The organism is Schaedlerella arabinosiphila (assembly GCF_003885045.1).
Taxonomy (GTDB): domain Bacteria; phylum Bacillota; class Clostridia; order Lachnospirales; family Lachnospiraceae; genus Schaedlerella; species Schaedlerella arabinosiphila.
This window is the reverse complement of sequence record NZ_RHJS01000002.1, coordinates 5,689,062-5,712,073: the sequence shown is the minus strand read 5'-3', so window position 1 is coordinate 5,712,073 and position 23,012 is coordinate 5,689,062. Positions and strand designations below refer to the sequence as shown.

Sequence of the window (23,012 nt, the reverse complement as noted above, 5' to 3'; positions counted from 1 at the left end):
ACCCGGGAGTTTTCCGCTTATCAAAAAACTGTGACTTTTCAGAATGGCGGCCGCCTTCTATTCACACCCTCTGTCAGTTCCGCAAGCTTCTGTTCCGCGTCTTCTTTGCATGTTCCCTTTACACCGATATAAAATTTGATCTTCGGCTCCGTTCCGGATGGACGGATGCAGCACCACGCCCCCTCTTCCAGTTCAAAATAGAGCACGTTGGATTTCGGCAGGCCGGTGGCGGTCTTTGTTCCGTTTACAAAGTCCAGAAGCACATCCTCCTGATAGTCCCGGAACTGGGTCACTCCCAGCCCACCCACGGTTTTGGGTACATTTCCCCGGATTCCTTCCATCATGGAAGCAATCTTCTTCGCCCCGTCCTGGCCTTTCAGGGTCACGGTACACAAGCCCTCCTGATAATATCCATAGGTTTCAAAGAGCGTTTCCATCTGATCGCACAGGGTCATCCCCCGGTGCCTGCAGAATGCCGCCGTCTCGCAGAGGGCCATCACCGCAGCCACTGCGTCCTTGTCCCGGGCATGGGTTCCCACCAGGCAGCCGTAGCTTTCCTCGTATCCGAATACGTACTCATGCTCCCCATTCTGCTCGAAGAACTTGATCTGCTCGCCGATGTATTTGAAGCCGGTCAGCGTCTCGATGAGATCCACCTGATAGGCTCCGGCGATCTCCCGCGCCATTTTTCCGGATACAATGGTGGTCACCACCGCGCCCTTTTCCGGCAATGTTCCCAGGGCCTTTCTCTGGGATAAAATGTATTCCAGAATCAGCATGCCGGACATATTTCCGGTAAAACTTTGGTACTCCCCGGTACGGCTGTCCTTCGCGTAGACGCCCAGACGGTCCGCGTCCGGATCCGTGGCCAGCACGATATCCGCGTCCACCTCTTTGGCCAGCTTCAATGCCAGGGAAAATGCGTTCTGATCCTCCGGGTTCGGATAAGATACGGTAGGAAAATTGCCGTCCGGAAGCGCCTGCTCCTCTACCACATGGACATTGGTAAATCCCAGTTCTTTCAGGATACGCCGCACCGGAAGATTGCCGGTGCCGTGGAGCGGGGTGTAGACGATCTTCAGATCCTTCCCTTCCTCCCTCATGATCTCCGGGTGGATGGCCAGCTTTTTCAGGGCTTCCATGTATCTGTCGTCCATCTCCGAGCCGATCACCCGGTAAAGCCCTGCTGCCTCCGCCGCTTCCCGTTTCATGGTTTTCACCTGACCAAAATCCGTGATGGCGTTGACCTCCCCGATGATTTCCTTATCCCTGGGAAATGTAATCTGCGCGCCGTCCTCCCAGTAGACCTTGTAGCCGTTGTATTCCGGCGGGTTGTGGCTGGCGGTCACCACGATGCCTGCCGCGCAGCCCAGCTCCCGCAGCGCAAAGGACAGCATGGGGGTAGGACGCAGGGACGGGAAAATATACGCCCTGATCCCATTTGCAGCCAGACAGAGTGCGGCCTCCTCCGCAAATTCCGGAGACATGTTCCTGGAATCAAAGGCAATGGCAGCGCCCTTCTCCTGGGCCTGCTCCTTGATAATATAATTGGCAAGCCCCTGGGTCGCTTTCCGCACGGTATAAATATTCATCCGGTTCGTGCCCGCCCCGATGATGCCCCGCAGTCCCCCGGTGCCGAACTCCAGGTCGCGGTAGAAGCGTTCCGCGATCTCATCCGCGTCTCCTGCAATTCCCCGCAGCTCCGCCTTTGTATCCTCGTCAAAATATGCGTCCTCCAGCCAAAATTCATAGGTCTCTCTTGCGTCCATGTTCAAATCCTCCTTATAGATTGGGGTAGTGCTTTCTCCCCTTACAGATCAAAACCATGATTTACGTTAACCATATCAGGATCTACCCTGACAGTATGCACTTCAAATTCATGATTATCATATCACAAATATCCCCATAATTTCAATTGATTCTCCCGGAGCAAGCCGCGTTTGTCATGAACAAGATTAAAATTTAACAGCAAATCCATTGTTCTGAAAAAGAAAATTTGATATTATAAAATCCTAGATGAACCAAGAGATCCTATGAAAACAAAATAAATTATTCGGGATCACATAATATTTCCTGCCAATTATAATGCAGCCGTGAGAGGAAGATCTGCTTATGAAATATAAAATCGGGATTGTTGAAGATGATATAAAAATAGCGGAATTATTAAAAGCGCATTTGAAAAAATATGGGTTTGAAATATGGATATGCAATGATTTTACAAATGTGGCGGAGCATGTTTTAAAACATCACTTGCAATTACTTTTATTAGATATCAATTTACCTTGTTATGACGGTTTTTTCTGGTGCAAAAAAATCCGCCGGCACAGTACGCTTCCTATTATTTTTTTATCTGCACGAAGCATGGATTTAGACCAGATCTATGCAATAGAATGCGGCGGAGACGATTACTTAACGAAGCCGTTTTCTTATGATCTGGTAACCGCAAAAATCAATGCTCATCTTAGAAGAAGTTATGGGGAATATGCTTTGCAGGAAACAAAAAAAGTAGAGTTAGAGCATGTAACCATAAATTTGGAGACGCTCAAATTAGAATACCATGAGCAAGCAATATCTTTAGCCAAAAACGAAAAAGATATTTTGGAACGTTTATTCCGCGCATACCCAAATCATGTGAAACGGAACGAATTGCTTCAATTATTGTGGGATACGGATATGTTTGTAGAAGAAAATACATTGAATGTAAATATCGGCAGGGCAAGAAAAAGGCTTCGGGAATTAGAGTGTCCTTTAGAAATAAAAGCCATACGGAACGTGGGATATGTTTTGGAGAAAATAAATGATGAAAAAAATCATTAAGCTTTATATAGAGGAACATATTTCATTGATAAGCGCTGTACTTCTTTCTGCTTTCGCAATCAGCGGAAGCCTTGCATGGCTGGAAAAGGATTTCGATTATTTATATTTGGGTATCTTATATTTTTTTGTGTTTTCTGTGGGTATGGTGGTACATTTTTATAAGAGTATTTCGTTGTATGAAAGCATATTATCAGAGGTTGGTTCAGAAGAAGATTTTTTCGTATCGGGATCTTCCCCGCTGGCAAGAGCAGAAAAAAACAGACTGAAAAAGATACGCAGCGTTTATAAGGAAGAGGTAAACCGGCTGCAGAACGAAAATGATAATTATAGATTTGTGATCAGCAGGTGGGTGCATCAGATGAAAACACCTCTTTCGGTCCTGAATCTGATGACACAGGAAAATCCGTCTGTTTCGTCAGAGGATTTGATTGAGGAATTAGACAGAATGGAATATTTACTGAATCAGATTCTCCATTTGATAAGAATGGAAAATATAAAAAATGATTTTATAGTGGAACGATGTCAGCTTGCTTCACTTGTAAAATCGGTTGTAAACGAGCAAAAAAATTATTTTATTCAAAACGAAGTTTTTCCTAAAATGGACATTCATGATTCTATTTATGTCTATACGGATAAAAAGTGGTTTTCCTTTGCAGTTCAGCAGTTTTTGAATAATGCAGTAAAATACAGCAGTTCCGGTCAAAGTATTCAGATTGCCGGCAGTTGTGAAAATGAACATGCGATTTTAAAAATACAGGATTTTGGTTCTGGAATATGTGCGGAAGACCAGCCCAGAATATTTAATTTTTGTTACACAGGCAATAACGGCAGAGAAAAACAGAAAGAATCCTCCGGGCTGGGGCTGTATATAGCCAAGAATATATTAGATTATTTAGAACATGAGATTGTAATGCGTTCAGAACAGGGAAAAGGAACGACATTTCAAATTTATATGCGCACAGGTAATACTGAAAGGTGACAGAAATGTCATCTTTTTGTCATCTATATAGATAGTACATCATATCAGAAACCTGTATAGTAGGAGCAGAAACAGGAGGTATTCATAATGAATAAAATTTTAAGCGTTAAAAATCTTCAAAAAATTTATGAAGGAAAAATGTCCCATACGGCATTAAGCAATGTGAGCTTTGATATGGAAAAAGGAGAATTTACCGCTGTCATGGGACCAAGCGGAAGCGGGAAATCAACTTTATTGCAAGTGATTTCTACAATAGATTCTCCGACCAGCGGAAATGTATATATCAACGGAAAGAATCCGCATACACTTTCACAGGAAGAGCTGGCTTCTTTTCGCAGAAATCAGCTGGGATTCATTTTTCAGGATTTTAATCTGATCCACACATTGACTGTTGAGGAAAATATTATGCTTCCATTGTCTTTGGAAAATGTACCTGCAAAAGAGGTCAGGAAGCGCACAAAAAAAATTGCTGAGTATCTCGGCATCTCCAAATTACTTCCGAAAAGAACCTTTGAGATTTCAGGCGGACAGGCTCAGCGTGTGGCGGCTGCCCGTGCGTTGGTGCATAATCCTTCTCTAATCTTAGCGGATGAGCCGACAGGAAATCTTGATTCAAAAGCAACAAATGATGTAATGAAGCTGTTGAAGGAATTAAATAGAAAGATGGACAGCACCATACTTATGGTTACGCATGACGCATATGTTGCAAGTATGTGCGGCAGAGTTTTATTTATCAAAGACGGCCGGCTTTATCAGGAAATGACTGCAGGAGACAGCCAGACACAATTTTATCAAAATATTTTAGATATGCTGACCTTTCTCGGAGGTGGACAAAATGACATTGCTTCAAATCGCATTTAAAAATATCAGCAGAGATAAGCATACTTATTTCTCATATTTCATCAGCAGTACGGTTACAATTTTACTGTTTTATCTTTTTACAGCTGCCGCCATGCATCCGAATTTGAATAAAATACAAGATGGTTCTACATTGGCTCTTGCTCTTGGAGCAGGAAACTTTATTATTTATGTCTTTGCATTTTTATTCATAGGATATTCTTCCTGGGCTTTTCTTGGCTCAAGGGGCAGGCAATTAGGAATTTATACAATTTTGGGAATGTCTCCAAAGCAAATGAAAAAAATGTTATTTGGAGAAAATATGTTGATTGGAATCAGTTCACTCATTGCAGGTTTAATCAGCGGCGTCCTTTTTTCAGGATTATTTTTTAAATTAATTCGTAATATTTTTGTTACGGTTTCATTTGAAATCTATCTTCCTGTTTTTCCGTTGCTTATTACGATCGGCTTATTTCTTGCTATGTTTCTTATCATAAGTTTTATAACGCCCTGCTTTATATCGCATAAAAAGGTTTTATGGTTTCTGAAAAGTGATAAATCTTATGCGGAAAATATAGAAATGTCGGCAGGAAAGATTTTTTTATCCGTTATATTGCTGGGAATGACCATATGCATTATGCATCCGCAGGTCGGAAACAGATTAGGAGATTTATGGACATATTCCGTATTCCTTTGCGTAATTGGTTTCATTTTTCTTGCTGTGCCGCAGATTGGAGCCGTATATGCTAAAATAAGAAAATGCTCGGAAAATCATTTAAAAGGAGTGAATCTTTTTGCTGATTCAGAGGTTTCAACGGCCTTAAAGGAGAACGGGCATATGATGTCGCTGAACGCAGTTCTGCTGACTATGTCTTTCTTAGCAATCTGTGCGCTGGGTTCTATGCAAAGTAATGTTATAGAAGATGTAGAACATATTACTCCGTTTGCCTACACCTATATTGAAAGGCCGGAAAACATGCGGGCCGGGCGGGATATTTCATATTTGGATAAGGAACTTTTATCAGATCGTTCCATCCAAAAAATAAGTTACGTGATTCTGAGGAAAAAATTCACATATGGCTTTTTAAGCGAAAGTGACTTTAATAAAATTCTTTCTGCCAAAGGAAAAGAAGCTGTGAATTTAGGGAAGCATGATGTTCTCATCTTGCCGGGAAATTCTAATACGGATATAGACAAGCTTTCTATTCGGGAAGAAGCAGAGCAGCTATTAGATACAATTTCCGTTTCTGAAATAACTGTGAGGCCGCATAAGCAGATTGTCAGTATCTCTGGAGGCTTTCAGGAAGTTTATGTTTTAGATGATAAAAGCTGGGAAACACTTTATCAGAAAAATGCAGAAGGTTTCTATCCGGAAGCCTATACAGGTTACGAAGACCCCGAATGGCTTAACCATTTAAGCAAGGCTGACGAGTTGGAAAAGACATTGGCACATGATGATGTTGATTACGATTATACTTATGCGTTTACCACCCTTGGGAATTATTATAATACAGAATCCCTGATGAGAAAATTGTGTACTTTTGTCGGCTTTTCAGTGAGTTTAATTTTTCTTATCGCTTCAATAAGCCTTATTTATTTCAGACTTTATACTTCTTTGGAAAGAGAACAGAAAAAATATGATTCTATGTATAAACTGGGATTTTCCCAAAAGGAAATGTACCAGACAATAAGATGCAAAATACAGGTACTGTTATGGATACCATTTATAACCGCAATTTTGATCATGTGGGCGGGAGTCCTTTATATTGATTCACAAAGTGCTGTCAGCAGCTTTGGAATATCGATAAAATATAGTTCTATATTCATTGTCGTATATTTTATTTTCTATCATTTCGTAAACAGTATCTATCGGAGAAAATTTGGGGAGAAAATATGATAACGCCTGAAACCACTGCCTGTTCGGCCCGATGCCTTGCTGCAGGGAGCGAGACGCCGTGAAACTAAAATACCCTGAAAAGGTCAGATTCCTTTCCAGGGTGCTTTCGTTTCGGGTTTATATGTTTTATTGCATTAAATCTGGCTGTCGTAGTCAAAAATACCCCATGGTGTTTCCTGATGCCAGATTGCAAGAGATTGTGACTTTTCTTTAATTTCTTCCGCTGTCACAGACCTGCCCTCCTGCTGTGACAAGAATATGCCGTCTGCCAGGAGAGATGCCTGCAGCGCAATTTCCGGGGTATGATATCTGGTTTCCTCGGTCAGCTCATCAATCAAATATTTATACCAGTGCATTTGATTATCATACCATGTCATCATATCCGGATTATAACAGCGGTTCTGCATCTGATTGTAATATGTTTTCAAATCGCAGTCTACATGAATGCCCTGGCATTCCCCGGTAAAACGCATGCCGTGCCGCATATGTTCAGGCATCAGTTTTGCGGGTCCCTGTCCCATGGACCAGTCGCCTCCTACCTCGTCAATATTCCAGTAGATCAGCCCCCCTTTATTTCCTGTAATATAGGACATTGGCGGCACGTCCGCGTTGCAGGCGTTTGCTTCCTGAATATCCAAGGTAAATCCATGTTCAAATTCCGCCAGTCCGACGCACATGTCTTCCACCTCTACGGCACGCCCCGGCACCGAACTTGCTATTTTATGATACGACTTTCCAAATACACATTTTAACTCGGGTAATCCCAGCAGATATAACATCTGCCCCAGATGATATATCCCTGTATCTATGATCTGCCCGCGGCCTGCCATGGCTGCCCTCATAAAGTCCGGGGTTCCGCCGTTGAACGGCCCGTCCATAGACGGTCTTCTCCGGTAATTTGCGATCACAGAGCGCGCATGATATATTTCTCCAAGCTGTCCTTCCTCAATCAGTCTGCGCGCAGTCCTTGTCTGTTCTGTGAACAGCGAGCTGATCTGAACCGCAAATTTCACATTACATTTTTTTGCACAATCATACATCAGCTTACTGTCAAAATAAGATGCCGACATTGGTTTCTCACAATAGCAATGCTTTCCCGCTTTCATGACAGCCATGCAGATCGGGGCGTGCAGGTTATTATGTACGCAGACGTCTACCGCATCGATATCATCCCGTTCCAGCATTTTTCTAAAGTCTGTATATACATCCTTCACCCCGTACCGCAGCGACCAGTTATCCAATCTCTTCTGATCGATTTCTGCCGCCGCAACCACCTGCACCTGCGGAATGTTTTCCCACACCTTCATATGCCGGTTTGAAATCGCTCCTGTACCGATGATTGCTACACGTATCTCTTTCATGAATATGATCCTCTCCTTTTACTCCGTCGGCCGGATCTGCGTATACTCTGCATATCCCATCGGTGTCAGTCCCGGCTTCGTCAGACCTGCTGTTGTCAGCTCCAGCTTTACCGTCGTGTGCGTCCCAACGCATACGAAGTGTTCTTTCATATAGTCCTGGCATTCTTTATACGCTTCGATACGCTCATCCATATCAAACGCCGCATATGCTTTATCCAAAATCGGGTAAAAGTCCTCATCCTTATAATTTGCTCCGCCTGCCACATCAGCCGTCGAGATCCGGCCGTCCACCAGGCGCAGGTTCTCCGTATAATACATCGGGCTTAAATTGGAAATAGTCATGTCGTAGGTTCCCTCACGAAGCCATTTAAAGTGCGTCGGGGTTTCATTTATCGTAATGTTGACTTCAATTCCTGCCTGACGCAGATTCTCCTGAATGATCTCGCCCTGCGCCTGCTGTGTCGCCATGTTGCTCATTTCCAGAGTCAGTCCGTCTCCATAGCCGGCTTCTTCCAGCAGCTCTTTCGCCTTCTCTACATTCACCTCGCGCACGGTTCCGTCCGGTACAGGATCATACACGATAGAATACGGCGAAATCGTCGTCTCACATATTGCTCCAAGCCCGCTTCCTACAAGCTGGTTCAGCGCATTTACATCAACAAGGTTATAAATTGCCTCACGGACACGCTCATCCTGCAGCGGGCCGTTTGAACAGTTCATGAACAATGTCCCTGTCTGCATAGTATCCAGATAGTTGATCTTTACCTTGTCATTTCCTTCATAAATGTTTGCCTGTGAGGTGGGCAGATCCGAACCCACATTTGCGTCGCCGCTTTCTACAGCCATTGCACGCGCCGCCGCATCGTTTACGAATACAAATTTCAGGTTTTTATAATACGGCATGTCATCTTTATTCCAGTAATTGTCATTTCGTTCCAGTAAAATATACTGACCGGATTCCCATTCCTTAAACTCATATTTTCCGGTTCCATAGCCGTCAATAGGATATAAGTCTGTATTTTCCGCTCCGCCCATTGCTTCCAGTGTTTTTTTACTCAAAATCGCAAAGCCGTCCTGTACCAGACGTTCCGGCGCCTGGACCCATATACCGTTTGTCTCAAATACCATGTTGTATTTATCTTCAATCTCTGTTTCAGGCAGGTTGTAAGCCGCAAAGCTTCCCGCGTTAAAGCTGCTTTTCACCTCACAGGTATAAAGGACATCTTCGGTTGTCAGCTCTTCCCCGTTCTGGAAATAGATGCCTTCCTTTAAAGTCACACGGAAATGTGTATCATCAATCCACTCATATTCCCCCATTCCCGGCAGGATCTCTCCGGTTTCCGGATCCCATTTAAACAAGGTTTCAGCCATACAGTTCACTACCATACTGGACTCTTTTCCGCTGGAGCTTGCCGGCATCAGTGTGGACGGTTCCAGTGCAAGCGCGATCACAAGCGTATCGTCCGATGTTCCTTCTACTCCGGTTTCTTCTACCTCTGCCTGCTGCTCCTGCTTTTCCGGCACCGCATCCGGTTTCTTTTCTTCACCGCCCTTGTTTCCTCCGCAACCGGACAGCATGCTCATTGAAAGAACAGCCGCCATGAATAATGCTACCTTTTTCTTCATGTCTTTCTCCTCCTTTTCTTTGCTGTGCGTTCACAGTATCTTGTTGTAAGTCATTCTGCGAACACAATTTATCTTATGCGCCGGCAGCTTTGTGGCACAGCACATAATGACCATTCTCACAGTATGTTCCTTCCGGCTCTGCCGCAAAGCATTCCTGAGACGCGCAGGGGCATCTTGGGGCGAATCTGCAGCAGGGTTTTGGATCAATCGGTGATGTAAGCTCTCCCTTCATCGCAATCTTCTGTTTCTTCAAATGTATATTCGGCACCGGAATTGCCGAGAGCAGTGCCTGTGAGTACGGGTGCAGCGGATTTGCAAACAATTCCTTTGCTTCACAGCGTTCGACAATCTGCCCAAGATACATGACGCAGATTTCATCCGATATATGCTTTACAACAGACATATCGTGTGTAATAAACATATACGTCAGATTTTTTTCTTTTTGAAGATCCTGCAGCAAATTCAATACCTGTGCCTGGATGGATACATCCAATGCGGATACCGGCTCGTCACATACGATAAACTCCGGATTCAGCGAAAGCGCCCGTGCGATCCCGATTCTTTGGCGTCTTCCTCCGTCCAGCTCATGCGGGTAGCTGCCTTTTAGACGCTGCGCCAATCCCACTGTATCCATCAGCTCTTTTACCCGGGATTCCAATTCCCGTTTATCTGCCGCAAGCTTATAGGTCACAATCGGTTCGGCAATCAGTTGGAATACACTCATTCTTGGGTCAAGCGACGCGTATGGATCTTGAAAGATCATCTGCATGCCGGCCCTCATTTTCTTAAACTCCCGGCTGCTCAACGATGTAATGTTCTCTCCCTTAAACAGGACCTCCCCGGCTGTCGGCTGCAGCAGGCGTATGATCGTCCTTCCCAGTGTTGACTTCCCGCAGCCTGATTCTCCGACCACCCCCATGGTTTTAGAGGATGGGATCGACAGTGAAACATCATCTACTGCATGCAGGATACCTCCTGCCGTATTGAAATATTTCTTTAAATGATTTACCTCAATCAGATTCACCGCCCGGTTCCCCCTTTCTCCATTTGTGTATACAGCGAACCCAGTGTCCTTCCTCACATTCCAGAAGTTTCGGGTCTGCCTGTCTGCATGCTTCCGTACAGTCATCACACCGATCATAAAAACTGCAGTACGGGGGCAGGTCCGTAGGATCTGCCACACTTCCCTTAATCGGCCGGAGACGTTCTACGTCCTTATCCAGACTCGGCAGTGATTGAAACAGCCCGATCGTATAAGGGTGTGCTGGATGGTCGAAAATATGCTCTACCGTTCCATATTCAATGATCTGTCCGGCATAGATCACGGCACATTTATTGCAGATATCTGCAACGACTCCAAAGTCATGCGTGATCAGAAGCATTGCCGTATGAAAATCTTTCTGAAGCTTCTTCATCAATTCCAATACCTGTGCCTGGATCGTCACATCCAAAGCCGTCGTCGGTTCATCCGCAATAATCAATTCCGGCTTGCAGGCCAGAGCAATGGCGATTACCACCCTCTGCTTCATCCCTCCGGAAAACTGATGCGGGAAATCATGATAGCGGGTACCGGGAATCCCTACTGTCTCCAGCATATCTGATGCCCGCTTCTCCACTTCACTGTCACTTAAGCCCGTATCATGCAGCCGGATCACTTCCGCGATCTGGTCTCCTACAGACTGTACAGGATTTAAGGCTGTCATCGGGTCCTGAAATACCATGCTGATCTTTTTGCCTCGGATTTTTTGAAGCTCTCTCTTTTTCTTTTTCAGCAGGTCTTCGCCTTCTAAGAGTATCTCCCCCTGGATCACATGCGCAGGCGGTTTCGGCAAAAGGTTCATGATGCTGAGTGCAATCGTCGTTTTTCCGGCTCCGGTTTCCCCTACCAGTCCCAGCACTTCCCCTTTTTCAATCTCAAGCGATACATCATTGACTGCCTCGACGACTCCGTCATCTGTCTCATAATGTACAACCAGTCCTTTTATATCCATCAGCTTCTTATCCAACTTTATTCCCTCCTATTTCAGCCTTGGGTCCAGCGCGTCACGCAAGCCGTCTCCAAACAGATTGAATGAAATCACTGTCAGCATGATCATCAACCCCGGAAACAGAACCATGTGTACACCGCTTCTGATATACTCTTTCCCGGCTGACAGAATCGCCCCCCATTCCGGAGTCGGAGGTACAATTCCCACACCGATATAACTTAAGGTGGAAACCATAAGAATCGCGGCGCCAACCATCCCTACAGCGTTAATCACGATTACGCCGATTGCATTTGGAACCAGATGGCGGACAATGATCGTTGCCTGGGAAACCCCAATTGCTTTGGACGCCTCCACATACTCACTGTCTTTCACCGTAAAAATCGCCGCCCTGCATGTCTTTGCTACATTGGGCATAAACGCCACGGACATTGCCACTACCAGCTGTGTAATCCCGTTGCCCAGAACCGCAACCATCGCAATCGCCATCAGGATCGGAGGAATTGCCTGAAAGACATCCATGACCCGCATAATGACATTATCCACCTTTCCGCCGCAATATCCTGCGATCACACCGAGGCTTCCGCCCAACGCCATCCCGGCAACCACACACAGCAGCCCAATCGGCAGTGACCAGCGTGCGCCGTATACACAGCGGCTGAATATATCTCTTCCCATATTGTCAGTCCCAAATAAGTGTTCCAGGCTCGGTCCCTGGCTGATTGCACTGTAATTCTGCTCCTGGTAGGTATAAGGTGCGATCATATCCGCAAATACCGCAATCAGGATCAGGCAGAAGATCACTGCCATACCTGCAATCGACATTTTATTCCGCAGCAGCCTTCTCCACGCATCCTTTGCCGGGGAAGCCCCGCCCGCCCCTTTTTTGTTCTTTTTATTGATCCGCTTCATCGCGGGTGTTTCCATCTTTGCCATGCCTTTTCCCCCTGTCCTCTATACCGCTGCTGTTTTCTTCTTTTGCCTCGGCGCGGTTATAATCGTTCCCTTCAACCTGGGATCGACAAACGTATAACTCAAATCTACCAGTAAATTCACAATGGTAAATGTAAATGCAAGAAGAATGACTCCGCCCTGTACAGCCGGAAAATTTCTCTGGCTGATCGCGTCTGTGATATATTTTCCGATTCCCGGCATTCCAAAAATGGTTTCAATGATCAGCGCGCCGCCTAACTGTGCTCCCAGTGAATTGCCGATTGCCGCAAGTATTGGAATCAGCGCATTCCGAAACGCATGCCGGATCACGATATTCCACTCTGTCTGCCCCTTAGCCCGGGCGGTACGGATATAGTCTGACCGGATCACCTCCAGCATACTGGAACGTGTGATACGGGTCAGACCTGACATGGAAGCCAGCGCAATAACAAGCACCGGCATAATCCAGCTTCCCAGGCTTCCGTCATAAATTGCAGGCAGGAGTCCCAATTCCACGCTGAATAAAGACAGGCACATCAGTGCGAACCAAAAACTTGGAATGGAGACTGCCAGCATGGAAAATACCAATACCAGGCTGTCAATCCAGGTATACTGTTTGATCGCAGAGAGAATCCCCAGAGGAATCGCAAGCAATGTTCCTGCAAAGACAGAACCGATCGCCAAAATAAATGTAATCGGAAACCTCTGCATCAACTCGTTAAACACAGGCTGGTTTGTTTTATACGACGTGCCAAAGTCCAGTTCTGTCACAATTCCTTTCACATAAACCGCAAACTGCACGGCAATCGGTTTATCCAGCCCCAATTCTTCACGCTTCGCCTGTCTCTCTTCCGCAGAAGCATCTGAGGAAAGTATCATATCTACCGGATCTCCCGGCATAATGCTTTTCAATGCGAATACGATGATCAATACCCCGAACATAACAGGAATCACATACAGTATCCGTTTTAAAATGTACTTTACCATATTTCCCTACCCTCCAAATCAGAGAATCCATTTTGTGCACATTCATGATGAATCTCTTGTTTTTATTGGTTATATTATATCATTTTCACCAAAAGCTACTTTTATTCTCACGACCTCTTCCTTTAATCTTTTTGACATACTTTGACTCCTTGTTTTCTAAAAATCAAATTCTGACTTCAATTATTGCGCCGATGAGAAATGTGAAAAATGAGGCAGCCGCAGCAGCTTTTCCCGTGGATGCCTCCTCTTACTAAAACCAGCTTTCAGTTTACCCGTTCAATCTCATAAAACATAAAGTCATTTGCGCCCAATGTAATGTCAATATCCAGAATCTGATCCACCGATTTGATATAGATCTGCATATCCGGCATGCACATTTGCTGCAGATGCCAGATTTCATTTCCCTTCAAAACCTCTATCTGTTTATTCTTGTTTAACCAATCCTGGATTCCTCCGTGCTTCGAATCAATAATCAGACTTTTAATCCGGTATTTTCCCGGCTTTATCCCATTCAAATGAAGCTGCATCTGAACCGGTTTTTCGTTCTCAAAAATATGCTCCATATCATCCGTTGTAATCTCCCCTTCGGGCTTCATGTATGCCGCGGCGCCCAGCAATTTCATATTAAAAACAACCATCGCATACGTTCCCTGCTTGTCCATGGTAAGCATATAGTGTTTTCCCTTATCAACCAAAAAAGGCTTAAGCAAAGACAAAAAATACAATGCAAAATAAGACGGTTTATTGATCCCGTCTTTTGTGATCAGTCCCTTGCCGCCATACAGTAATCGGTTATGATCCGCATCTGCCGGCAGAGCACACAGATCAGAAAGCTGCCAGTGTCCAACCACTTCGACATGTTCCGCAACATCGGCCATGCTTTTTAAGATCCACGCCCCTTTAAAACGTGAATCATTCAGAGGGTTCCCGTTCAAAAGCGTAAAATTATATTCTGTCATCCAAATCGGCAGATGCCCCCAGCCAACCTGGTTCATAATATGCTTCAGATTTTTTATTTCCTCTAATATAAATTCATCCTTAAACTGCCATTCCCGAACCACTACATTTTCCTTTTGCACCACTTTATAAGGGTAGGAGACACAGGAAACAAAGTTCGGGATGATTCCTCTTTTCTCAAAAGCAGCCATTCGTTCATATAGCCTGTTACTGTCTGTCAGCAGACTAAACTCTGCAAGTCCTATACTTACCTCCGGAAGCATCCGCCGGATTGTTTTATATATTTCAGCAGTATAGGCAAATGCCCTGTCTATCTCCAGAAACTTTGGAAGACTGTAATAGATATTCGGATACCACAATTCGAAGCACCACGTATCTACCTCTTCCCTTCCATACCGCATGATCATATGCCGCAGCAGCAATTCAAATACCTTCTCTATTTCCCAGAGCGACTGAAACGAAAAATTTTGATCCACATACGTATATCCGCCTTCCCCCGACCTGCCCTTTTTGTATCCCATATGGAACACCGGCTTCATATGGTTCTGCAGCAAAAAATCCAGGCATTCATTCAGTATGCCCCAGTCATAATCCTGCAGATTGTCTGACTTATACATCCCCAATCCCGTAGAATCACATAATACATTCCAAAAACGGACATGCGTTATTTTCAGGGCGCTGTTGACTCTCAGCAGATCTGACCGGATGCGGTGATCCCGCAGCATCTCCAGCGAGCCTGCATTTAGTAATTTTTTCCATGGCCTTGGATATTCCCTTTTCTGGTTCGCGTCAATTTCCACGTTATACTTTTCAATGCCTTCCTGTCCCGCCAATTCGGCTGGCTCATTCAGAAAATCTTCCAGTTCCTGGAGCAGTCTTTTTTCTTTTTCCTGCTTGATTTTCCATTCCTTTTGTTTTTTCGGGCCTGATGATGCTTTATATTCGGATGGGGTCATATGGTACATATTTCGAAAAGATTTATTAAATGTTGCCATATTTGCAAAACCGTTGTCCATTGCGATTCGGGTTATTGATTTTGTCGAATACAGCAGATCTTCAACCACATAATGAAGCTTTACGGAGTTTAGATATTCCCAGAAGTTTCTGCCCAGTACTTTTTTGATAAACCGTGATAAATAGGCATCTGTCAGATACAATTTTTTTGCCAGGTCTTTTAAGGATATTTCTTTGTTATAGTTTTCCTGTATATAAGATAAAATCTGAGAAATGCGCTCGTCTTCTTTGCTGATCCGGTCATGATAACGGATATCTTCATTTGTAATCAAATATTCTTCGATCAGGCAGGACAACAACTGATAGATTTTCCCCTGATAATAGAAATCGAAGTCTTTTTTGATCAGGCAATGCCGCGCAAGCTCTTTGAGCATCTTCCGGATTTTTCCATAATCATCTGCTTTATCTGAAACAGAATTGCACCAGATCAAATAAAAACTGTTGTTAATATAACTGCCGATAAACTGATGCGGAATCATCAGCTTGCAAATGATGCTTCCCTCCCGCAATGCATGCAGTGAGTGCCGGATTCCGCTGTTGATCATTAAGATATCTTCTTTTTCTATCTGCCATTTATCACAGCCTGCCTCAATAGAAACCCGCCCTTCCAGCAAGAACAGCAATTCCAGTTCTTCATGAAAATGAATGGGTTCTGTCTCTACAACCTCAATCTGTAAATATGGTCTTTTCTGCCTGTCCATCTTTAAATTCCTCCTTTATGTAGACTATGTTTTATAGTAACACATCCTTTCGGATTTCAGAGAATGTACAGACCAGGGGATAACAGCAACAAGAAGCAGCCTGCTTACAGACCGCTTCTAATCTTTTTATATTCTGCTTCCTATGCTTCGAGTATACGCTTTTCCGCAGAGGGCATTTTCACCTGTGTCCCGGCAAGCTGGGCAGCGATCCCTTCTCTCATGTAGTATGCCCGTATCGTGACAACCGCAGATACCCGGTATTCTTTTCCTACTTCCAACCCGCCCGGCTCATCAATAATGATCGTTGCCGGATACCCTTTATTCCAGTAATGGAGCGTCACATCGCACATATCTTTGAATCGGAAGGTTTCACCGTCTACCTTCACGCGCATGCTTTCCGGTCCATACATTTTCCCGTTCACTTCAACATAACAGGATTCAAACAGACTCAGCGGCACTCCCCTGTAATAATAGCTGGATACCTGAACTTCAAATCCGGTGCACTCGCCATTTTCATAATGATTCTGGAAGCCCTTCGGCAGCAATGCCTGATTGGGAACTCCAAAGCCGCCGCCCTTCACAGGCTCTGCATTCGGCCACTCCGGATAATTTGCTTCCGGATAATGCCCCAGATATTTATCCAGCATCTTCTGATAACGCCGGAATGGTTCAAACGTATCTCCATTAATCGGGCGGCCTTCATATTCTGCCGAAATATACCCGTCGTATCCGCCTTCTACCAATACATTTAAGATTCCGGGATAATCAATGGTTGACTCTTCGCAGTCTTCTGTCATTTCGTAAAACTTGCCGTGGCAGTGGATGATATATGGCATGTGCTCCAGCAAAACCTTTGGATCATAGTATTCCGTTCTGCGAATCCTTGCCAGAAATCCCTTTGTCGCTTCGTCCTTTGCCAGCTCCATCTGCTCATTGCAGAAACTGCGGAATTGGACATTATCCACCTGTTTATACAGATTTTCCACTTCTTCCACCAGCTTCTCATCTACGCCCTCTGAGCGTGCCAGTGCGAGCTGGCTTTGGCTTACTTCCTTACAGAACATACTCATATCCGGAACAATCCCGATATATTTTGACCCTGACTGCCGGATGACCTCAATCACGTCCTGTACCTGCGGCAGACAGAAGGAAGAAGAACCGCTGTGAATCTCCAACCCCATCTTAACTCCCAGGTCTTCCAGAATCGGAACTGACTGACGGAACACTTCCGGATCTACCTGTCCGCCGATCCGCATTACCGGACAATGGATGGATTTTGCAAAAAGCGCGTGTCTTCTTACAATGTCAACACTTTCCTTTACCGTCAGATTTCGATGCGCATACATTGTCTTATCTACAAAAAAGTCGTGCGCAATCGTTTTTGTTCCGTATTTCCACATCATTTCTTCCCAGGAATCAATATCCTCCTGAAGAGCTTCCGGGCAATATCTGAAATATAACTGCCCCAGCAGTTCCAATCCGCTGCAGCCCATCTTCACTGCTGCTTTGATGCAGTCTTCCCATGTCAGCTTTCCCGCCTCTACCTGTCGATGCCAACTGTAAATCGTAACGCTTCGTTTAATATTATGTCCCATGAAAAAACCTCCTATTTATGATTTAAAAAATTATTTCCTTTCCCGTTTCCGCAGATCTGTATATGGCCTCCAAAATTTTTGTTACCACCAGAGCTTCTTCCGGATTTACCAGCGGCTGTGTATCGTTGATAATCGCTTCCAGCCATTGCCGGTTATCTACAACGCCTTCTGCGCCGCCTCCTCCGCCAAAATAAGCGACTCCCCCGATCGGTGAAAGCGTCTCCTCCATCAACTGGTTGTTTCTTCCCCGATTGTAAATCAACTCATTTTTAGAATGGCTCATGCCGGAATGGATCTCCGCCCCTGCCAGCGTCCCGCAAAGCGTAGTCGAAGCTTCCCGGGACTCCAGAATATTCAATGCCCAGCTTGCTTCCAGCGCAATCGCCGCTCCATTCTTCATTTTGACGTATCCCATTGCGGAATCCTCGACCTCAAACGTTTCCGGGTCCCATGCTCCAAACAGATTTCCCTCTGTTGCCTGTTTAAAACCTCCCAGCTTGTAGAATACAGATCCGGTTACTGTATCCACATCATAATTCCCCATACACCATAAAGTGATATCCAGCGCATGTGTTCCAATATCAATCAGAGGTCCGCCTCCCTGCTGTGATTTGTCAGGAAAAACGCCCCAGGTCGGTACGCCCCGTCTTCTGACCGCATGCGCCTTCCCATAATAAATCTCTCCCAGTTCCCCTTTTTCACAGGCTTTATGGAGATTCTGCACTTCCGGGCGGAAACGATTCTGATATCCAACCGTAAATTTTTTTCCGGACTTTTTCCATGCTTCCACCATCCGTTCAGCTTCTTCTCCGCTGTGCGACATCGGTTTTTCGCAGTATACGTGCTTTCCTGCTTCAAATGCAGCCACTGTAATTTCACTGTGGGATACATTCGGCGTACATACATGTACTACGTCTATATCCGGATTTGCAAGCAGCTCTCTGTAGTCGGTGTAAACCTTTGCGTCTTCTCCTCCAAATTTTTTCGCCGCTTCCAAAGCTCTCTCTTCAACGATATCACAGAAAGCAATCATTTCATTTAAGTCCGCATTCTCCTTCAGTGCCGGCAAATGCTTTTGTTTCGCAATTCCTCCGCATCCGATTATCCCGATTTTTAATTTTTTCATGCCCATCTAAAATCCTCCTCTAACACTTTTTTATTATCGTTTCTGTCTCTTTACAGAAAAAATAACCGCTCCCAATACCATTGCCGCCCCCACAAATCCTGCTGCTATTCCAAACGCCGCCCGGAAGCTGAATGAGTCAATCACAATTCCCCAGATCACAGAACTTACTACAAATGCAATATCCAGCGGCAGGAAAAAAGTCGAAGATGCAATACTGACTCTGTGCTTCGGCACACCCCTGACTGCCTCCGCATTTAACGCAGGTGACGTCAGGCCGCCTCCCAAACCATAAAATCCGCCGGCTATATAGAACAGCATGGAATTTCCTGCGCTTAATATCAGCAGAATATAGGCCGCAATCAGTAAAATCGCTCCTGGTATCAGGGCTACCAGCACTCCGTAATTATCGCTGATGTTTCCCGACAGCACTCTTGCCCCTATCATAAAGATTACGGAAACAGAAAAGAACATTCCCGCATTTGCAATTCCCATTTTAGACGCGTATAGCGTCAGATACATCGTAATCAGTCCGCCGGAAAATATAATGAAAAAATTGATCATTGCCGCCGGAAGCGCATGCTTCTCAATATATTTCCATAGCCCCTTTTCCGTCTCTACCGGCTTTTCCGCCGCGTTCTCCTTTTTCTGTCCGATTTTTTTCTCATAATCTAAAAATATCACAACGATCATCAGAGAAAGCAGGCTGATCACTGCCACACCTGTCATAACTGTCCCAAATCCGCCTTTTCCTTCGTACATCATCAGAGCAACCGACGGGCCAAATGCCTGTGAAACCGAGGTTGCAAGGCTGAAATACCCTATGCCCCGTCCTACCTTCCCGGACGGAATGACATCAATAACGGCTACGGAAACGGCTGTTGAGACCATAGAATATCCAACCATTTGAAAGATGCGTACAAAATAGATCAGAAGAAGCGATGCCGCGTTCCCCATAATAAAGGAAGAAACTCCCAGGCAGACGGTTCCCCAAATGATCAACAGACGCCTTCCCCGTTTTTCACACAGCTTTCCTCCAAAAAAACGATATACAGTTGCCGCAATCGCCCCTATGGAAATGATCGTTCCTGAAATTGATGCAGAATAGTCCAGTTGGTCAATATGCAGTGTAATTGTAGAATTAAACATCTGTATAATTGTGGAAACACACAGATTTGTAAATGCGATCACAAAAAAATAGCAGTTAAAAATTTTCTCCTCACTTTTCACCTTTTCACTTCCTTCTCTCTTTCATAGCATTATTTTAGAAGTTTTATTGCGGAAAAGCTTTTATCTTATTTGGCTGTTTTTTTAATTGCATTTGACTTTGCAGACTTGTCTTGCTTATATTTACAGCAAAAGAAGAACCTGATCGTTGACATCCATTTTCTATGCCTGAAACGAAAGATTTTTATATCAGAAGAATTATATGAATAACAAGCCTATCCTTGACGTACAGAAAACTGTACTCTATAATGTAAATATAGAAATTCGCGTTTGTATGTGGGAGGTATTTCATCATGTTAGCAGTAAATTATACAAATCTTCGGGATAATATGAAAACGTATATGGATAAGGTAACAGATGATTATGAGACTATGATCGTTTTAAGAAAAAATAACAAGAATGTCGTTATGATATCAGAAGAATCTTATAATAACCTTATGGAAAACATTTATGTCATGGGCAATAAAGAAAATTATGATTGGCTGATGAAAGGCAAAGCTCAGTTGGAGAATGGTCAATATTCTGTACATGAGTTATCCGAGGCAGAAGATAATGAATAAGGTGTTTGCAGATACTGGTTGGGAAGATTATCTTTATTGGCAGACAGAGGACCGTAAAACACTGAAAAAGATCAATCAGTTAATCAATGATATTGTTAGGAATGGCAATAGCGGAATTGGAAAACCAGAACCATTAAGAGGGAACTTATCCGGATATTGGAGCAGACGGATTAACGATAAAGACCGTTTGATTTACAGAATAGATGAAAGCAATATCTATATTCTGGCATGTCGTTATCACTATGGAGATCAATAGCATGAAAAAAATGAGCGCCATGGTTCTCATTCCACAGAGCTCATTTCTTTTCCATTTTTTACCGTACCGCTGCATTCATCAGCTTCGCTCATCACCTATTCCGCGAAAATCTTCACCTCATAAGCCCCAAGCTCCGCTTCGCCTTTGATCAATTCTCCTGCGAATAGTTCCCGCAGCTCCTTTTTCACTTCCACTTTCACGCTCTCCGGAGCATAGTTCAGCACGAAGAAATATCTCCTGCCGTCCTTCTCCCGGACAGCCAGCTCGCAGCACTCGGGCAGCTTCAGCGTTTCCCTCCAGGGTGTCCCCACTCCCAGCTTGTCCAAAAATACCTTCGCCGTATCCAGCGCAAAGGCTCCGCCGAAGTAATAGGCCTCGCCCTTTCCATACCGGTTGCGGATCAATGCCGGCGTCCCCGCGTAATAGCTGGACGCATAACGGGCCAAAACCTCCGCCTGCTCTCCCGCAGGTTCCAGAAGATCATTGAATACCGCGGCTTCCACCTTCGTTCCGTCCCAGTCCGCCAGCACTCTGCCGTCATCGGGCGCCACAAAGGAGTATTCCGGGATATCCGTTCCGGTCAGCTCCGCCGCCTTTCCCGGCAGCTTGTCCATCACGCACCGTCCGCAGAGATCCTTGTAGCCGGTCCTGCAGCCCATGACCAGCTTCCCGCCTTCGGACACATAGGTTTCCAGCGCCTTCATCCGGGCATCCGTCAGAATGGATGCATGAGGATAGAACAGCACTTCATACTTCCGCAGCTCCTCCCAGTCGGTCTCATCGTCAAGATAGACGTAATCGAAAGGCGTATGGGTCATCTGCAGCGCGGCAAACAGGGACTTCTGGCTGCATTTGTCCACCCGCTCATGCCACTTGTCCTGGCGGGCGTCCCAGATATTGTCATAGTCCTTTAAGATCCCCACCTTCGCCGCATAGCGCGCGCCTGCGATTTCCTTCATGCCTTCCATCTTCCGGGCAATCTCACGGATCTCCCGAAGCCTGCGGTTGTCCCGCCCGGAATAATCCAGGATACCGTGCCAGTACATCTCCGTCCCCACCGTGCAGGTCCGCCAGCGGAAATAGCTGACAAAATCCGCTCCGTGGGCAATGCTCTGCATGGTCCAGAGGGTGATCTGCCCGGGCCTGGGCGTGGGCGCTTCCATCCGGGTGGTCCAGCCGTTTGCGCCGCTCTGCTGCTCCATGATCCCGAAGATGGGGGAAATGGCTCTTGTCTCCGCCAGATTCCGGCTCCATTTGCGGTCCTTGATGGGATCCTCCGCCTGATAATCGTCCAAACAGTACGCAAAATTCGGGTAGGAATCGTAGGTCATAAAGTCCAGGCTTTCCTTCTGCATCGCCTGGTTATCCAGATTGCCGAAGATGCCGTTGGTGGTGATAAAATCCTCTTTTTTGCAGTATTTCCGAATGATCTCGGACTGCATCCTTACAAAACGCCGGGCGCTGTCTGAGACAAAACGGTAATAATCCAGCAAATGGTGGGGGTTGTTGGTGTTGTGAACCGTCTTGCGGGGCACATATACCTGCTCCCAGCAGTTGTAGGTCTGGTTCCAGAAAATGGTTCCCCATGCCTGGTTCAGTCCGTCTATGGTTTTGTATTTTTCCTGAAGAAAATGCCGGAACGCCAGTGTATCGCTTTCGGAATAAAATTCGTCCAGCTCGCAGTTCACCTCATTGTCGATCTGCCATCCGATAATGGCAGGGTGTCCGCCGTAGTGGGATGCGGACTTTTCCACGATATTGCGGCACAGCTTCTGATATACGGGGGAGTTGTAATTGTAGTGCCGTCTTGCGCCGTGGCGGTATAGCAGGCCGTCCTGGTCCGCATTGAGCACCTCCGGATACTTCTCGGTCAGCCATACCGGCGGGGTTGCCGTGGGCGTACAGAAAATGACCTTCATTCCTTTTTTCTGCGCCAGCTCCAGGAAGGAGTCAAAAAATTCATAGGTGTACACACCTTCCTCCGGCTCGATCTTGTTCCATGCAAATTCCGCAATGCGGATCACCTCAATGCCTGCCTGCAGCATCCGCTCCAGATCATCCTCCCACAGGGAGGAATCCCAGTGCTCGGGATAGTAGCAGGTCCCCATTACAAAACGTTCTCCGTTTATGATCTCTCTCATCGTTATTCCTCTTCTT

18 protein-coding genes are annotated in these 23,012 nt (G+C 45.4%); 6 read left to right on the top strand and 12 right to left on the bottom strand.

The genetic code is table 11. The features are described from left to right. Window positions 1–38 precede the first annotated feature (38 nt). Window positions 39–1,769, bottom strand: coding sequence for a phospho-sugar mutase (locus EBB54_RS26835; protein WP_125129717.1), 1,731 nt, complete (start codon window positions 1,767–1,769; stop codon window positions 39–41). A 343-nt stretch (window positions 1,770–2,112) separates the two neighbouring features. Here EBB54_RS26835 and EBB54_RS26830 point away from each other — a divergent pair, with 343 nt between their 5' ends. The 4 genes from EBB54_RS26830 to EBB54_RS26815 all read left to right on the top strand — a co-directional run bounded on the left by EBB54_RS26830 (window position 2,113) and on the right by EBB54_RS26815 (window position 6,530). After that, the gene (locus EBB54_RS26830) at window positions 2,113–2,817 is read left to right on the top strand and encodes a response regulator transcription factor (RefSeq protein ID WP_125129716.1); all 705 of its coding nucleotides are present in this window, start codon (window positions 2,113–2,115) and stop codon (window positions 2,815–2,817) included. Next, window positions 2,798–3,796 carry a sensor histidine kinase gene (locus EBB54_RS26825; protein WP_125129715.1) on the top strand — a complete coding sequence of 333 codons (999 nt, stop codon included), beginning with the start codon at window positions 2,798–2,800 and terminating at the stop codon, window positions 3,794–3,796. The genes EBB54_RS26830 and EBB54_RS26825 overlap by 20 nt, the downstream gene beginning before the upstream one ends. 87 nt (window positions 3,797–3,883) lie before the next feature. Beyond that, window positions 3,884–4,657, top strand: coding sequence for an ABC transporter ATP-binding protein (locus EBB54_RS26820; protein ID WP_125129714.1), 774 nt, complete (start codon window positions 3,884–3,886; stop codon window positions 4,655–4,657). Next, window positions 4,632–6,530, top strand: a complete 1,899-nt coding sequence (locus EBB54_RS26815; protein WP_125129713.1) for an ABC transporter permease — start codon at window positions 4,632–4,634, stop codon at window positions 6,528–6,530. The genes EBB54_RS26820 and EBB54_RS26815 overlap by 26 nt, the downstream gene beginning before the upstream one ends. 134 nt (window positions 6,531–6,664) lie before the next feature. Here the strand turns inward: EBB54_RS26815 and EBB54_RS26810 are convergent, their stop codons facing one another. From EBB54_RS26810 to EBB54_RS26765, 10 genes are all read right to left on the bottom strand, one after another. Beyond that, window positions 6,665–7,891 carry a Gfo/Idh/MocA family protein gene (locus EBB54_RS26810; RefSeq protein ID WP_125129712.1) on the bottom strand — a complete coding sequence of 409 codons (1,227 nt, stop codon included), beginning with the start codon at window positions 7,889–7,891 and terminating at the stop codon, window positions 6,665–6,667. Window positions 7,892–7,909: 18 nt separating this feature from the next. Further along, window positions 7,910–9,517, bottom strand: a complete 1,608-nt coding sequence (locus EBB54_RS26805; protein WP_125129711.1) for an ABC transporter substrate-binding protein — start codon at window positions 9,515–9,517, stop codon at window positions 7,910–7,912. A 73-nt stretch (window positions 9,518–9,590) separates the two neighbouring features. Next, complete coding sequence (locus EBB54_RS26800; protein WP_243127829.1) at window positions 9,591–10,541, bottom strand: ABC transporter ATP-binding protein; 951 nt, start codon at window positions 10,539–10,541, stop codon at window positions 9,591–9,593. Then, window positions 10,528–11,523, bottom strand: coding sequence for an ABC transporter ATP-binding protein (locus EBB54_RS26795; protein ID WP_125129709.1), 996 nt, complete (start codon window positions 11,521–11,523; stop codon window positions 10,528–10,530). Before EBB54_RS26795 ends, EBB54_RS26800 begins: the two co-directional genes overlap by 14 nt. Before the next feature lie 12 nt (window positions 11,524–11,535). After that, complete coding sequence (locus tag EBB54_RS26790) at window positions 11,536–12,438, bottom strand: ABC transporter permease (RefSeq protein ID WP_125129708.1); 903 nt, start codon at window positions 12,436–12,438, stop codon at window positions 11,536–11,538. A gap of 18 nt (window positions 12,439–12,456) precedes the next feature. Continuing rightward, on the bottom strand, window positions 12,457–13,422 hold the full coding sequence (locus EBB54_RS26785; RefSeq protein WP_125129707.1) for an ABC transporter permease: 966 nt from the start codon (window positions 13,420–13,422) through the stop codon (window positions 12,457–12,459). 263 nt (window positions 13,423–13,685) lie between these two features. Beyond that, a complete protein-coding gene (locus EBB54_RS26780) occupies window positions 13,686–16,094 on the bottom strand; it encodes a GH39 family glycosyl hydrolase (RefSeq protein WP_125129706.1) in 2,409 nt (802 codons plus the stop codon). A 140-nt stretch (window positions 16,095–16,234) separates the two neighbouring features. Next, a complete protein-coding gene (locus EBB54_RS26775) occupies window positions 16,235–17,689 on the bottom strand; it encodes a C-glycoside deglycosidase beta subunit domain-containing protein (protein WP_125129705.1) in 1,455 nt (484 codons plus the stop codon). Between the two features lie 22 nt (window positions 17,690–17,711). Continuing rightward, window positions 17,712–18,815: a Gfo/Idh/MocA family protein gene (locus tag EBB54_RS26770; protein ID WP_125131073.1), complete on the bottom strand. Its 1,104-nt coding sequence runs from the start codon at window positions 18,813–18,815 to the stop codon at window positions 17,712–17,714. A 33-nt stretch (window positions 18,816–18,848) separates the two neighbouring features. Then, entirely contained in the window at window positions 18,849–20,042 is a 1,194-nt protein-coding gene (locus EBB54_RS26765; RefSeq protein ID WP_125129704.1) for an MFS transporter, read from the bottom strand. Window positions 20,043–20,332: 290 nt separating this feature from the next. Between EBB54_RS26765 and EBB54_RS26760 the strand changes: the two genes are divergently transcribed. Together EBB54_RS26760 and EBB54_RS26755 are read left to right on the top strand one after the other, a co-directional pair. Beyond that, window positions 20,333–20,599: a type II toxin-antitoxin system Phd/YefM family antitoxin gene (locus EBB54_RS26760; RefSeq protein ID WP_125129703.1), complete on the top strand. Its 267-nt coding sequence runs from the start codon at window positions 20,333–20,335 to the stop codon at window positions 20,597–20,599. Continuing rightward, complete coding sequence (locus EBB54_RS26755; RefSeq protein WP_125129702.1) at window positions 20,592–20,855, top strand: Txe/YoeB family addiction module toxin; 264 nt, start codon at window positions 20,592–20,594, stop codon at window positions 20,853–20,855. The genes EBB54_RS26760 and EBB54_RS26755 overlap by 8 nt, the downstream gene beginning before the upstream one ends. Window positions 20,856–20,950: 95 nt before the next feature. On the opposite strand, the gene EBB54_RS26750 is transcribed toward EBB54_RS26755, so the two are convergent. After that, the gene (locus EBB54_RS26750) at window positions 20,951–22,996 is read right to left on the bottom strand and encodes a beta-galactosidase (RefSeq protein WP_125129701.1); all 2,046 of its coding nucleotides are present in this window, start codon (window positions 22,994–22,996) and stop codon (window positions 20,951–20,953) included. Between the last annotated feature and the right edge of the window lie 16 nt (window positions 22,997–23,012).